Origin of the sequence: Paraburkholderia xenovorans, from assembly GCF_046030735.1 — a bacterium.
Taxonomy (GTDB): Bacteria; Pseudomonadota; Gammaproteobacteria; order Burkholderiales; family Burkholderiaceae; genus Paraburkholderia; species Paraburkholderia xenovorans_A.
In genome coordinates this window covers 22,089-36,275 of record NZ_JAQQBV010000012.1, presented here as the reverse complement: position 1 = coordinate 36,275, position 14,187 = coordinate 22,089, and the positions used below count along the sequence as shown (strand labels likewise).

Sequence of the window (14,187 nt, the reverse complement as noted above, 5' to 3'; positions counted from 1 at the left end):
GTATGCGATGCCGGATAGCGTGGTTGCGGCGAGCCTGCGAACGAAGCGCGCCGTGATGCGTCGTATTGCACTGGGTTGCGCCGGGTTGCGTTCCGATCAAGTTGACGATAACGTAAACGTCGATTCTATCGTTCAATCCGATTTTCTGCCCGGCCACGGAATGCCCCGATGAACACGCAATACACGATCACCGAGCTCGCGCGGGAATTCGATGTCACGCCGCGCGCGATCCGCTTCTATGAAGACCAGGGTTTACTCTCGCCGAGCCGTGAAGGTTCGAGCGGTTTGCGGCGCGTGTATTCTGGCCGCGACCGCACCCGCCTGAAGCTGACGCTGCGCGGCAAGCGGCTCGGCTTCACGTTGTCCGAGATTCGCGATCTGCTCGACGTGTACGAATCGCCAACCGACACCGTGCCGCAACTGCACGCGTTTCTCGCCACGGTGGCGCGCCATCGCGACGTGCTGGAGCGTCAACTGGAAGACCTGAACGCGACGCTCGAAGACCTCGCGCAATACGAAGCGCAAGCGCGCGCATTGCTCGAAGGCGGCTCGCGCGAAGCCCGACCCGCGTGAAATCCAGCCGGCGGAGAAGCCGGCTCCAGTGAGAATTCGCGCAAATATTTTTACCGAAAGTTGCGCGGCTTAAGCCGGACCAAAGCAGGACATTGAACGGAGATAGTCTGAACCTCGGCGAATGGCCGGCCACGCCCAAGTGGCGCGCGAGGCCGAGCCGGGCGGAGCGAGCCCACCCGAACGATACAATCACGGGTGTCTTCACGACATGGGACGAATGCACGGTCGACATGAATCACTTTCCGAAACTGTTGTCGTCGCAGATCGGCTTTGACGTCGCCCAAACGATGCTCGAAGGCTTCGATCGGCACTACCGGATCTTCCGCGACGCCGCGATCCATGCCAAGACGCTCTTCGAAACCGCGGACTGGCACGGCTTGCAAAAGCTCGCACGCGATCGCATTACCTCGTACGACGAACGCGTCGAGGAATGCGTCGAGTTGCTCGAAGACGAATACGACGCGGAGAACATCGACGGCGAAGTCTGGCAGCAGATCAAGCTGCACTACATCGGCCTGCTCACCACGCACCGTCAACCGGAGTGCGCGGAGACGTTTTTCAATTCGGTGTGCTGCAAGATCCTGCACCGCTCGTATTTCAACAACGACTTTATTTTCGTGCGTCCGGCGATCTCGACCGAATACATCGAAAACGACGAACCCGCTGCAAAACCGACCTATCGTGCGTATTACCCGGGCAAGGACGGCCTCGCCGCGACGCTCGAGCGCATCGTCACGAACTTCCAGCTGGAGCCGCCGTTCGAGGATCTGAAGCGCGACGTCGAATGCGTGATGCAGACCATTCACGACGCGTTCGGCGTATTCGACGAAGCGCCCAACTTCCAGATTCACGTGCTGTCGTCGCTGTTCTTTCGCAACAAGTCGGCGTATATCGTCGGGCGGATCATCAACGGCGATCTGCTGCTGCCGTTCGCGGTGCCGCTGCGTTACGCGGCTGCCGGTCTGCTCGCGCTCGATACGGTGCTGCTCAAGCGCGACCATCTGTTGATCGTCTTCAGCTTTTCGCATTCGTACTTTCTGGTGGATATGGAAGTGCCGTCCGCGTATGTCGAATTTCTCGGCACCATCATGCCGGGCAAGCCGAAAGCGGAAATCTATACGTCGGTGGGTTTGCAGAAACAGGGCAAGAATCTGTTCTATCGCGATCTGCTGCATCACCTGAAACATTCGAGCGACCCGTTCATCATCGCGCCCGGGATCAAGGGGCTCGTGATGCTGGTGTTCACGCTGCCGTCGTTCCCGTACGTGTTCAAGCTGATCAAGGACCATTTCCCGCCGCCGAAGGAAACCACGCGCGCGCAGATCCAGGAAAAGTATCAGCTCGTCAAACGGCACGATCGGCTGGGACGCATGGCCGATACGCTCGAATATTCGAGCGTCGCGTTGCCGAGATCCCGACTCGACGAAGCGCTCGTGCGCGAACTCGAAAAGGAAGTGCCGTCGCTGATCGAATACGACGGCGACAACCTGGTGATTCGCCATATGTATATCGAACGCCGGATGGTGCCGCTCAACCTGTTCCTGCAAAACGGCACGGACGAAGACGTCGATCTCGGCATCCGCGAATACGGCAATGCGATCAAGGAATTGATGCAGGCGAACATCTTCCCCGGCGACATGCTGTACAAGAACTTCGGCGTGACGCGACACGGGCGCGTCGTGTTCTACGACTACGATGAAATCGAATATCTGACCGACTGCAACGTGCGCGCGGTGCCGGCGCCACGTAACGAGGAAGACGAAATGTCGGGCGAGCCGTGGTACTCGATCGGCCCGCACGACATCTTCCCTGAAACCTACGGCACATTTCTGCTCGGCGACCCACGCGTGCGCCGGTCCTTCTTGCAGCATCACGCGGACTTCTTCGATCCCGCGCTGTGGCAACGGCACAAGGATCATCTATTGAAAGGCGAACTGCCCGACTTTTTTCCGTACGACAGCAGCGTGCGCTTTAGCGTCCGCTATCCGGAGCGCTTCGGCGCGGCCGCCTCGAACGCGCCGGCCGAAGCGCGCACCGTGCGCGCGGCGTGAGCCTCGCGCTCCGAACCTCATGTAACGACATCGACCGGTCAACCGGTCGAGCAACCGCCCAGACTCACCATGAACCCAAACGACCCTTCTTCTCCCAACCCGCTCGCGCATCTGTTCGACAACAACGACGCGTGGGTCGCCCGCAAGCTGGCCGAAGACCCCGAGTACTTCTCACGTCTCGCGCATCAGCAGACGCCCGAGTATCTGTGGATCGGCTGCTCCGATTCGCGCGTGCCGGCCAATCAGATCATCGGTCTGCCGCCGGGCGAAGTCTTCGTACATAGAAACATCGCGAACGTCGTCGTGCATACGGATCTGAACTGCCTGTCCGTGATCCAGTTCGCCGTCGACCTGTTGAAGGTCAAGCACATCATGGTGGTCGGCCACTACGGCTGCTCGGGTGTCGCCGCGGCGCTGCACGGCCGTCGCGTGGGTCTCGCGGACAACTGGCTGCATCACGTGCAGGACGTGCGCGCGAAGCACGCGGCGCTGCTCGAGGCTTGGCCGCTCGGCGAAGCGCGCCATCGGCGCCTCGTCGAACTGAATGCGATCGAGCAGGTGATGAACGTGTGCCGCACCACCATCGTCAGCGATGCATGGGCGCGCGGCCAGGAACTGACCGTGCACGGCTGGGCCTACGGCGTGCACGACGGCAAGGTGCGCAATCTCGGCATGACCATCAGCGACCCGGCGGAGCTCGATGCGACTTATCGGAGCTGCGTCGCGGCGGTGACGGCCGGCGGTTCGTACAAGACGGACAACGACGTGATCGCAGAGGACGCGGCGCGACTCGGCGACGTGCCGGCGATCGTCAAAGGTGTGATCAAAGAGCTGAAGCACGAGTGAAGTACGATTAAAGCAGACGAGCTCGGCAACTATAAATGAGAGTGAGGCAAACATGAGCGAGACAAAGTCGGATCCGATCGTGATCGTAGGTGTGGCCCGCACGCCGATGGCGGCTTTTCAGGGCGATTTCGCTTCGTTGACCGCGCCGCAATTGGGCTCGGCTGCAATCGAAGCCGCCGTGCAACGCGCGGGCCTGAAGCCCGAACAGATCGACGAAGTGGTGATGGGCTGCGTGCTGCCGGCCGGTCTCGGCCAGGCGCCCGCGCGTCAGGCCGCGTTGGGCGCCGGTTTGCCGTTGAGCACCGGCAGCACGACGGTGAACAAGATGTGCGGTTCCGGCATGCGCGCGGCGATGTTCGCGCACGATATGCTGGCGGCCGGTTCGGTCGACGTGATCGTCGCGGGCGGCATGGAGAGCATGACGAACGCGCCCTATCTGCTGCCGAAAGCACGCGGCGGAATGCGTATGGGTCACGGCCAGGTGATCGACCACATGTTCTACGACGGCCTCGAGGACGCGTACGAAAAAGGCCGCCTGATGGGCACGTTCGCGGAAGAATGCGCGGCGTCGTTCGACTTCACGCGCGAGGCGCAGGACGCGTTCGCGGTCGAGTCGCTCAATCGCGCGAAGCGTGCGAACGAAGACGGCTCGTTCGCGTGGGAAATCGCGCCGGTGAAGGTGGCAAGCCGCAAGGGCGACGTCACGATCGATCACGACGAGCAGCCGTTCAAGGCCAACCTCGACAAGATCCCGACGCTCAAGCCCGCGTTCAGCAAAACCGGCACGGTGACGGCGGCGAATTCGTCGTCGATTTCGGACGGCGCGGCCGCGCTCGTGATGATGCGTGAATCGACCGCGAAGCGCCTCGGCGTCGAGCCGATCGCGCGCGTGGTCGGTCACTCGACCTTCGCGCAGGAGCCGGCGAAGTTCACCACCGCGCCGGTCGGCGCAATCCGCAAGCTGTTCGAAAAGAACGGCTGGCGCGCGGACGAAGTCGATCTGTACGAGGTCAACGAAGCTTTCGCCGTGGTCACGATGGCCGCGATGAAAGAACACCGTCTGCCGCACGAGAAGGTCAACGTGAACGGCGGCGCCTGCGCGCTCGGTCATCCGATCGGCGCATCCGGCGCGCGCATTCTCGTCACGCTGATCGGCGCGCTGAAAAAGCGCGGCGGCAAGCGCGGCGTCGCGACGTTGTGCATCGGCGGCGGCGAAGCAACCGCAATGGGTATTGAACTGGTTTAATGCGTCATATCGAAACGTTTGAAGCCTGAGGTGAATTGATGAAGACGGTGTTGATCGTCGGTGCGTCGCGCGGCATCGGCCAGGAGTTTGTCCGGCAGTACAAGAAGAGCGGCTGGCGCGTGCTCGCCACCGCGCGCGACGGCGCCGCGCTCGACGCGTTGAAGGCGCTCGGCGCGGAGACCTTTTCGCTCGACGTCGCGGCGCCCGAAGAGATCGCCGCGCTCGGCTGGAAGCTCGACGGCGAACGGCTCGACGCCGCGGTGCTCGTCTCGGGCGTGTACGGCCCGCGCACCGAAGGGATCGAAACGATCACCGCGGAAGACTTCGATCACGTGATGCATACCAACGTGCGCGGTCCGATGCAGTTGATCCCGATCCTGCTGCCGCTCGTCGAGGAAGCGGGTGGCGTGTTCGCGGTGCTGTCCAGCAAGATGGGCAGCATCAGCGATCCGAGCGGCACCGCGGGCTGGCTGTATCGCGCGAGCAAGGCAGCGTTGAACGACGCGCTGAAGCTGGCGTCGCTCGACGCGGTGCGTGCCACTTGCGTGTCGTTGCATCCGGGCTGGGTGCGCACCGACATGGGCGGTGCGGGCGCGGCGATCGACCCGACCCGCAGCGTCACCGGCATGCGCGAAGTGCTGGCGCAGGCCGCGGCCGCGCGCGAGTCGTTCAACGGCCGCTTCTACCAATACGACGGCACGGCGCTCGAGTGGTGACGCATTTGAAGTTGCGCACGCGCGATTGTCCGAACATCCGATCGATGAGCCATTGGTGACAACGCAACGACCCTCCGACTGCCCATGCGGCGGCGCCGCGCCAACTCAGCGCAGCACCGCCGCCGCACCGCGCTTCGCACAATGCTGCGGCCGTTATATCGACGGCGGCGAACCCGCGCCCCGCGCCCTCGAACTGATGCGCTCACGCTATAGCGCGTACGTGGTGGGCGCAACGGACTATCTGCGCGCGACCTGGGCCGCGCATACTTGCCCCGCAGATCTCGAAGCCGACCCCGGCGCACCCGATGCGCCGCGCTGGCTCGGGCTACAGATCAAGGCGTTCGCCGAAACGGACCCCGACCACGCGACGGTCGAATTCGTCGCACGTTACAAGGTCGGCGGACGCGCACATCGGCTGCACGAACTGAGCCGCTTCGTACGTGGCGACGACGGACACTGGCGCTATGTCGACGGCGATATCCGTGAATAAGACGAGCCCGCGCCCAACCCTTTCAGCGCCTTACATCCAACACTCACGAAACACTCGATGACGCCGCAACGGATTTAATCGCGTCGTCACATGTGGCCCTCAAAGTAGGGCTTTTTTTTCGTGTTGGCTCTACACCACAACGCACCTGTGCAAGCGATTCCGCGGCAATTGCTTCGTGCAGCCAAACACCCCGGCACCGCATGGCGACGGCCTCATTGCGCGCCAATTCGAACGCGGCAATTTTTTCGGCGCGGGTTCTCCTTGATTGCACAAAACAAAATTGTCGTGCCAGGATGAGGCCGTAGGTTCATGACGCCACGTTGCGAAGACCGGCCGATATCGGTCTCGCAGTTTGCGAAGGCGCCTCGCCGGTCACTAGCGGTTCTGACCTGGCGATGGTGGCCGGCTGCAACGTGTGGCGCTCATCATCGGCGCGTGGGGTCGCGTCGGCCATTTGGGTTCATCCCGTGCGATCTCGATCAGCGTGCGTGCGCCTGGCGCACTACGTACGCGAGTATGTTTTTGTTTGTCGAAAACGCCCGTGAAAGGCAAGTGTCAGAAACGACTTTCGGCAGACAGATAGCGCGGTGGCAAAGACTCGTTTTCGAGGCAGGTGCGTCAATGGTGTTCAGCAAGATTTTGACGAAGTGTGCGGTGGTCTGTGCAACGGCGGCGTGCGCCGTCGCACTCGCGCATGCCGACCCGCTCGCCGACACCCAACTCGGGCCGCTGTCACGCGCACACGTGCCGCGCATCGCGCTCGACGACGACGCCTATCTGCCCGCTGCCGGCCTGAACGAACAGATCGTTCGCGTACCGGTCGACGCTGCCGGCACGGTCACCCTCGAAACGACGATCTACAAGCCGGACGGCGCAGGTCCGTTCCCGATGATCGTCTTCAACCACGGCAAGATTCCCGGCGATCCGCGTACGCAGGAACGCAGCAACCCGCTGCCGTTCGCACGCGAATTCGTGCGGCGCGGCTATGTGGTGGTGGCGCCGAATCGCCAGGGCTTCGGCCATTCCGGCGGCACTTATCAGCAGGACGGCTGCGATGTCGAACGCAACGGCATCAGCCAGGCCGGCGATGTCGCCGCGACAATCGATTACATGTCGAAGCAGCCGTATGTGGATGCCTCGCATATCGTGGTCGCCGGCACCTCGCACGGCGGTCTTGCGACGATGGCCTACGGCACCGAAGCCGCGCCCGGCGTGCGGGCTCTGATCAACTTCTCCGGCGGTTTGCGGCAGGACGCCTGCGACAACTGGCAAGGCAATCTGACGCACGCGTTCGGCGCGTACGGCGAGAAGACCAAAGTGCCGTCGCTGTGGATGTACGGCGATAACGATTCCGTGTGGAACGCCCCGCTCGTCGCCGCCATGTATGCCGCGTTCACCGGGCATGGCGCGAGCGCGAAGATGGTGGACTTCGGCAACTACAAGAACGACGCGCATCGTCTGGTCGGCGATCGCGATGGCGTGCATGTGTGGTGGCCGGCTGTCGAGGCGTTCCTCGCGCGCGCCGGGATGCCTACCGGCGTTCAGTATCGCGTTGCGGATCCGTCCGCGCCGAAGGCGACCAACTTTGCCGCGGTCGACGCGGTGGACGCCGTGCCGTTCGTCGACGAAGCCGGGCGCAATGGATACCGCAACTTCCTGCATCAGTATCCGAGCCGCGCCTTTGCGGTTTCCGACTCCGGCGCCTGGTCGTGGGCCGAGGGCGGCGACGATCCGATGTCGGTCGCGATCGACAATTGCCAGAAGCAGAGCTCCGCGCCCTGCCGGCTGTATGCGGTGGATAACTCGGTTGTGTGGGGCAATCAGTCTTCGCAGACGGCGAATGATTCGTCTGGCGCGGGTGCGGATAAGCGGGCGATTGCGAGCCGGAATTGAGGGCCCGCCAGGTCTCCGACGTCTCGCTGACGGAGATTCATCGGCCAGCAAGCTTCGCTTTCTCGATCCGATCAAGAGCGGCTGCCCTAGCCGCATCGGCAGAATTTCCAAAATAGCTCGAACGCAACTGCTCAAGTTGCGCATTCTGCTCGTCGGCAGAGAGGCCTTGAGTCATCAACACGTTGCGGGACTGACTGTAAGCCTGATATCTGTCGGTCCATGCCTGATCTTCCCGGTTCAATTCGTCGTAGCGCTTCACGGACGCTTCGCCGAAAACCTGTTCGATATTCGCTCGCACCGCCTCGGAAGACAGCCCCGCACTTTTCATTCTGGCAATCGAATCGACTCCCGCAGTGATCGGCGGTACATAGTTGTTCGACGCATACAAAAGGTCGAGCTGCCGCTTCTTTTCGGCTTCGCCCAGATCTTGCCGGCTCTCGATTTTCATCACCCCAGCCATCACCATCTGGACCCGGTCGGACTCGCCAAACAGACCAGCGGCCCAATCCCCGAGATACTTCGTTTGTAATTGGATTTTGCGTTTTACCTGCGCTTCAAGTGTGGCTTCCGGCGTCCCGCCATCGGCAACCGATTGGTCGGGCTCATCGGCTAACGCGACAAGATAGCGCCGGTATGCGCTCCATATCGCCAGCGCATCGTCTTTTGCCGGCAAACCTCGCAATTGCGTCGTGATCTGCTGACGCACGAGCGCGTCCAGTGCGGCATCGCTGCCTAGCTCGCCTCGCGCGATCAGATACTGCTGGAAATATTCGACCACTTGCGGCGACGAAACCATGTAACCCTGTGCGTCGACGGGCAATCTGGAAAGCGGTCGGTCGCGCAAGGACGGAGGGAGCGTAGTCGACATGTCCGAGCCGGCGTTGAACTGCATTGCCATCGGCAACGCAGCCTTTTTATCCGGATCGGACTGGGAATCGCGCGCGCCGACCAACGTTGAGTTCGGCAGCAGCATGTACCAGGAAACCAGTCCTACGGCAGAGATCGACAACAGGACTGGGGCGGCCAGGCGAAACAGGCGTATCGCGCTCATAGATTGTCTTTCGCTAGTTGCCGTACCTGGTCAAGAATCATTACGCGCGGATCAGGCGCATTCATCCCTACGATTCCTGCCATCTGGTTCACTTCGTCAAAGTGATTCCACGGGGCCTGCGCTACGACCTTCCCAAACTTCGCACTACACACCGAGACCATGCCGTCATTGATGGCGAACTTCGGATCAGGCGCTCCCCCTCCAGATCCGATATCCGCTTTTCGCGCGGCCATCACGCGCTGGGCCACGATGCTCCCAGTGAGTTCCAGCGCCACCGTGGTTGGATCGAGAAACGCCTTCGCATCCAATACACCCAAGCTCGTATCTTCGAGCGCGAAGTCAAAATTGTTGAGAATGGGCACGCCTTTGAAAACCTGATTCGAAAGCGCCCCCAAACCCGACTTCATCAGTCCAAAGACGTTATCCGTTCTGGGAGGCTTATTGCTCTCCCCGATGATCGAGTAGTAGCGCTGCATCGCCACTTGCTTCACGCCTCTGGCGTCTACGTAATCGACATCTGCAGACGCCTTCCCGGTAGTACATAGCTTCACGTCACCGAGACCTGCGGAGGGATAGCGCTTGTTCCATTCCTTTGCCTTCGCGCTGGTGAGCAAACTGATCGCGGCCGCCGGATCTTGCGGCAGTTCCTTCGCCCCAACCAGTTTCATCCAGAGCATGCCAATCCCATAGTCCACCAACGGCATGACCTGAGCAGCCGTTTTCGGATAATCCGTTTTTTGCTGGACGATAAAGTCTGCAAAGTCACTCCCCCAATGGGGTGTCGAGATCGTCGTAATCGACGCTACCAGATCCGGGCGTATTGCCGCGACATAGCGAGATGTGGTGCCACCCTGACTATGGCCGATGAGATTGACGCGGGTTGCTCCCTCGCGAATCATCACTTCCTTGATTTGCGCAAGCAATTGCTCGCCGCGCTCTTCGTCGGTGTTGAATCCCGAAACGTTTGCCTCATAAATTCCCTTATTTTCCGTATTGTTTGAAAAATAAGGATTGGGAATAGAGGAAGCTGTCGTACTCGATTTATCGCCGGGCGTGGACGTTCGGTGCATCCTGATTTCCCTTGCCATGTCGAACCAATACGGAAGCTCGCCGACGAATTTTTCAGATCCGGTCAAACTATGCACAAAAATCACTGGGTACCGGGTGTTCGCGTCCTTCACGGGATTGTTATCGGCAAATGTGCGGACGGGTGGAAGTACTTGAGCGGTATCCGTCAGCATCTTTACCGCGCCGGCGACAGGCGTTTTCAGAACAGGCAGCGCAGTTTCGAAAATCTTTTTCCCGATTGCCTCAAAAGGAGCCGCCACCATATTGAAGCCGGCCGCCAAGGTGCTGCCGAGCGTATCGACAACATCCGTCAGTAGGCCTTGAGAAAATGCCGCTGTTGACCACAACAGGCCACCGGACAGAACGATTGGGACGCTGATCTTCTTCAACTGTAGCGGGTTCATCTTCCCTCTGCCTATAACTCTGGATATCGGAAGCGCGTCGAGTACTTGTAATAAGTCAGAAGAGACCGCCCTGAACGCGCTTGTCGTCTGCGACCCAATGCCACAGTTCAAAGAGTAATTGCAGGAAACTCCGCGCAAATGACTTGAAAATGAGATTTTTGTCATGGAACGCGTGCACCCCAACAACGGCCGTCTTCTTCAGACACACGCCTATTCCGCGCATATTTCACCCTACGAAAAACACACTGTGAGCCGATGGCGGCAAGTTCTTCCGCCGTAGGGTTGCCTGACTTTGTCGTCGTTATCTGCGTCGATTCGGGACCATCCTGCGCGAACAGTTCTTTCCATCCTGAATCACTCACGAACTGCATTCGGGCCCGTAAAAACAGTGCTGATTTGGCGCGTGCAATGCGCCAGATAACGCGCTAATCTCCATTCCCCGGTATCGGCCCGCATGGCGAACTTGTCGTCCTCCGCAAGTCGCTTCGCCCTGCACAAACCCGCTGCGGCCGCCGGAAAGAGCGCGGCACACGCGGTTCGCGCTGAGATGGAGTTGCTTTGATGGCATTGAACACACCCGATGACTGGATCACCCGCAGCCTGCGTGCCGTCTGGCACCCCTGCACCCAGATGAAGCACCACGAGCGCCTGCCGCTCGTGCCGGTCGCGCGCGGTCAAGGCGCGTGGCTCTACGATCGCGCCGGCAATCGTTATCTGGATGCGATCAGCTCGTGGTGGGTCAATCTGTTCGGCCATGCGAATCCGCGCATCAATGCGGCATTGAAAGACCAGCTCGACACGCTCGAACACGCGATGCTGGCCGGCTGCACGCACGAACCCGCGATCGAACTCGCCGAGCGATTGAGCGCACTCACCGGCAATACGTTGGGCCACGCGTTCTTCGCATCCGATGGCGCGTCCGCCGTCGAAATCGCGCTGAAGATGAGCTTTCACTCGTGGCGCAATCGCGGTTTCGCGGACAAGCAGGAATTCGTCTGCATTGCCAACAGTTATCACGGCGAGACCGTCGGCGCGCTCGGCGTCACCGATGTCGCGCTGTTCAAGGACGCTTACGATCCGCTGATCCGCCACGCGCACGTCGTCGCGTCGCCCGATGCGCGGCTCGCGCAACCCGGCGAATCTGCGGTGGACGTCGCGGAACGCGCGTTGGAGCACGTTCGCTCGCTATTCGAAGCACGCGCCACGAAAATCGCCGCGCTGATCGTCGAGCCGCTCGTGCAATGCGCGGCCGGTATGGCAATGCACGACGCGTCCTACCTCGCCGGCTTGCGCGCGCTGTGCGACCGCTACGGCGTGCATCTGATCGCCGATGAAATCGCTGTCGGTTGCGGTCGCACCGGCACGTTCTTCGCAAGCGAACATGCCGGTATCTGGCCGGATTTCCTGTGTCTGTCCAAGGGGATCAGCGGCGGCTATTTGCCGCTTTCGATCGTGTTGTCGCGCGATGAAATTTTCGACGCGTTCTATCACGACGACACCGCGCGCGGTTTCCTGCACTCGCACTCTTACACCGGCAATCCGCTCGCCTGCCGCGCGGCGCTCGCAACGCTCGATCTGTTCGCGAGCGACGACGTGCTAGTGGTCAACGCAAAGAAATCCGCACAACTGAAGGCCGCGCTCGCGCCGCTCGCCGATCACCCGCAGGTGCGCAATCTGCGCCAGTGCGGGACGATCTTCGCATTCGACGCCGTGATCGACGACGCTCAGCAAGCAAGAACCTTCTCACGTCGCTTCTTCGAAAACGCGTTGCAGCGCGAACTGCTGCTGCGCCCGATTTCGACCACGGTGTATCTGATGCCGCCATACATCCTCGACGACGAAGAAATCGCACTGCTCGCATTGCGCACGCGCGAAACTTTCGAAGCCACGCTCGCGGAGACCCGCTGATGCATCTGCTCGACACCCTCGCTGAAGGCCTCAAGGAAATCGACGCGCGCGGTTTGCGCCGTCGCCGCCGCACCGCCGACACGCCGTGCGCCGCGCACATGACGGTCGACGGCCGCGAGATCATCGGCTTCGCCAGTAACGACTACCTCGGCCTCGCCGCGCATCCGCACCTGATCGCGGCACTGGCCGAAGGCGCGCAACGCTACGGCGCGGGCAGCGGCGGTTCGCATCTGCTCGGCGGCCATTCGCGCGCCCATGCGCAACTCGAAGACGACCTCGCGGAATTCGTCGGCGGTTTCGTCGATGCTCCGCGCGCGCTTTACTTCAGCACCGGCTACATGGCGAATCTCGCGACGCTCACCGCGCTCGCGGGCCGCGGCACGACGCTGTTCTCCGACGCACTGAATCACGCGTCGCTGATCGACGGCGCGCGCCTGTCGCGCGCCGACGTGCAGATCTACCCGCACTGCGATATGGAAGCGTTGAGCGCGATGCTCGACGCGTCGGACGCGGAAGTGAAGGTCATCGTCTCCGATACCGTGTTCAGCATGGACGGCGACGTCGCGCCGCTCGCGCGGCTCTCCGAACTTGCGGAACGGCATGGCGCGTGGCTGATCGTCGACGACGCGCACGGCTTCGGCGTGCTCGGTCCGCAAGGCCGCGGCGCAGTGGCCGAAGCCGCGTTGCGCTCGCCGAATCTGATTTCGATCGGCACGCTCGGGAAGGCCGCGGGCGTGTCGGGTGCATTCGTGGTCGCGCATGCAACGGTGATCGAATGGCTCGTGCAACGCGCGCGTCCGTATATTTTCACCACCGCGTCGGTGCCCGCGGCGGCGCATGCGGTGTCGGCGAGTCTGCGCATCATCGGCGGCGACGAAGGCGACGCGCGTCGCGCGCATCTTCAGCAGTTGATCGAACGCACGCGCGCGATGCTCAAAGCCACGCCGTGGCTGCCGGTCGACTCGCACACCGCCGTGCAGCCGCTGATCATCGGCGCGAACGATGCGACGCTCGACATCGCGGCCACGCTCGATCGCGCGGGTTTGTGGGTACCGGCGATCCGTCCGCCGACCGTACCCGCGGGCACGTCGCGTTTGCGCATTTCGTTGTCGGCGGCGCACTCGCATGCGGACCTGGACCGGCTCGAAGCCGGTCTGCAACAAGCCGGAGCGAAAGCAGCATGAGCGGCACGAATCAGAACGCGCTGTCGTTGTTCGTCACCGGCACCGATACCGAGATCGGCAAGACCTTCGTTTCCGCCGCGTTGTTGCGCGGCTTTGTCCGCGCGGGATTGCAAGCCGCGGCGATGAAGCCGATCGCAGCCGGCGCGTTCGAAGTGAACGGCGTGCTGCACAACGAAGACGCGGATCAACTCGACGCGGCATCCAGCATCCTGTTGCCGCCCGCTATCCGTACGCCGTATCTGTTGAAGGAGCCGGCCGCGCCGCACATCGCCGCCGCGCTGGAAAACGTCACGTTCGACCTCGCGCATATCGTCGCTTGCCATGCGCAGGCGCTGCGGCAGGCGGAGGTCGTGGTGGTGGAAGGTGTCGGCGGATTTCGCGTGCCGCTGACGCCGACGCAAGACACCGCCGATCTCGCCGTCGCGTTGAAACTGCCGGTGGTGCTGGTGGTCGGCATGCGCCTCGGCTGCATCAGCCATGCGCTGCTCACCGCGGAAGCGATCGCCGCGCGCGGACTCACGCTCGCCGGCTGGGTCGCGAATCGCGTCGACCCGGACATGAATTTCCCCGACGAAAACATCGCGTCGATCCGCGAGCATCTGGCGCGCGAACACGACGCGCCCTTGCTCGGCATCGTGCCGCATCTGAATCCGATTTCGCCCGAACTGGCGGCAGACCGGCTCGACATCGAGCGGCTTCTGCAAACGCTGCGTCACGCGCAGCGTTGATCGACCCACGCATCCATCCATGAGGATTG

Annotated in this window: 12 protein-coding genes; 10 read left to right on the top strand and 2 right to left on the bottom strand. The window is 62.0% G+C overall.

Going from position 1 to position 14,187, the window contains the following annotated elements:
• The first annotated feature begins 168 nt into the window (after nt 1-168).
• From PQQ51_RS13700 to PQQ51_RS13670, 7 genes are all read left to right on the top strand, one after another.
• Nucleotides 169-573 (top strand): MerR family transcriptional regulator, encoded by a 405-nt coding sequence (locus tag PQQ51_RS13700; RefSeq protein ID WP_408497327.1) that lies wholly within the window; start codon nt 169-171, stop codon nt 571-573.
• Nucleotides 574-803: 230 nt separating this feature from the next.
• Nucleotides 804-2,624 (top strand): bifunctional isocitrate dehydrogenase kinase/phosphatase, encoded by a 1,821-nt coding sequence (aceK, locus tag PQQ51_RS13695; RefSeq protein ID WP_408497475.1) that lies wholly within the window; start codon nt 804-806, stop codon nt 2,622-2,624.
• A 69-nt stretch (nt 2,625-2,693) separates the two neighbouring features.
• On the top strand, nt 2,694-3,470 hold the full coding sequence (can, locus tag PQQ51_RS13690) for a carbonate dehydratase (protein WP_408497326.1): 777 nt from the start codon (nt 2,694-2,696) through the stop codon (nt 3,468-3,470).
• Nucleotides 3,471-3,522: 52 nt separating this feature from the next.
• On the top strand, nt 3,523-4,716 hold the full coding sequence (locus tag PQQ51_RS13685; RefSeq protein ID WP_408497325.1) for an acetyl-CoA C-acetyltransferase: 1,194 nt from the start codon (nt 3,523-3,525) through the stop codon (nt 4,714-4,716).
• Nucleotides 4,717-4,754: 38 nt separating this feature from the next.
• Complete coding sequence (locus PQQ51_RS13680; RefSeq protein WP_408497324.1) at nt 4,755-5,432, top strand: SDR family oxidoreductase; 678 nt, start codon at nt 4,755-4,757, stop codon at nt 5,430-5,432.
• Between the two features lie 55 nt (nt 5,433-5,487).
• Entirely contained in the window at nt 5,488-5,922 is a 435-nt protein-coding gene (locus tag PQQ51_RS13675; RefSeq protein WP_408497323.1) for a YchJ family protein, read from the top strand.
• Between the two features lie 621 nt (nt 5,923-6,543).
• The gene (locus PQQ51_RS13670; RefSeq protein WP_408497322.1) at nt 6,544-7,815 is read left to right on the top strand and encodes a dienelactone hydrolase family protein; all 1,272 of its coding nucleotides are present in this window, start codon (nt 6,544-6,546) and stop codon (nt 7,813-7,815) included.
• Between the two features lie 37 nt (nt 7,816-7,852).
• Here the strand turns inward: PQQ51_RS13670 and PQQ51_RS13665 are convergent, their stop codons facing one another.
• Both PQQ51_RS13665 and PQQ51_RS13660 read right to left on the bottom strand, forming a co-directional pair.
• Complete coding sequence (locus tag PQQ51_RS13665; protein ID WP_408497321.1) at nt 7,853-8,866, bottom strand: lipase secretion chaperone; 1,014 nt, start codon at nt 8,864-8,866, stop codon at nt 7,853-7,855.
• A complete protein-coding gene (locus PQQ51_RS13660; RefSeq protein WP_408497320.1) occupies nt 8,863-10,338 on the bottom strand; it encodes an esterase/lipase family protein in 1,476 nt (491 codons plus the stop codon). Before PQQ51_RS13660 ends, PQQ51_RS13665 begins: the two co-directional genes overlap by 4 nt.
• A gap of 561 nt (nt 10,339-10,899) precedes the next feature.
• On the opposite strand from PQQ51_RS13660, the gene bioA reads away from it, so the two are divergent.
• The 3 genes from bioA to bioD are packed head-to-tail and all read left to right on the top strand — an operon-like array spanning nt 10,900 to nt 14,158.
• A complete protein-coding gene (gene bioA, locus PQQ51_RS13655) occupies nt 10,900-12,246 on the top strand; it encodes an adenosylmethionine--8-amino-7-oxononanoate transaminase (RefSeq protein WP_408497319.1) in 1,347 nt (448 codons plus the stop codon).
• Nucleotides 12,246-13,430, top strand: coding sequence for an 8-amino-7-oxononanoate synthase (gene bioF, locus PQQ51_RS13650; protein ID WP_408497318.1), 1,185 nt, complete (start codon nt 12,246-12,248; stop codon nt 13,428-13,430). Before bioA ends, bioF begins: the two co-directional genes overlap by 1 nt.
• Nucleotides 13,427-14,158, top strand: a complete 732-nt coding sequence (gene bioD / locus PQQ51_RS13645) for a dethiobiotin synthase (protein ID WP_408497317.1) — start codon at nt 13,427-13,429, stop codon at nt 14,156-14,158. Before bioF ends, bioD begins: the two co-directional genes overlap by 4 nt.
• Nucleotides 14,159-14,187: the final 29 nt, after the last annotated feature.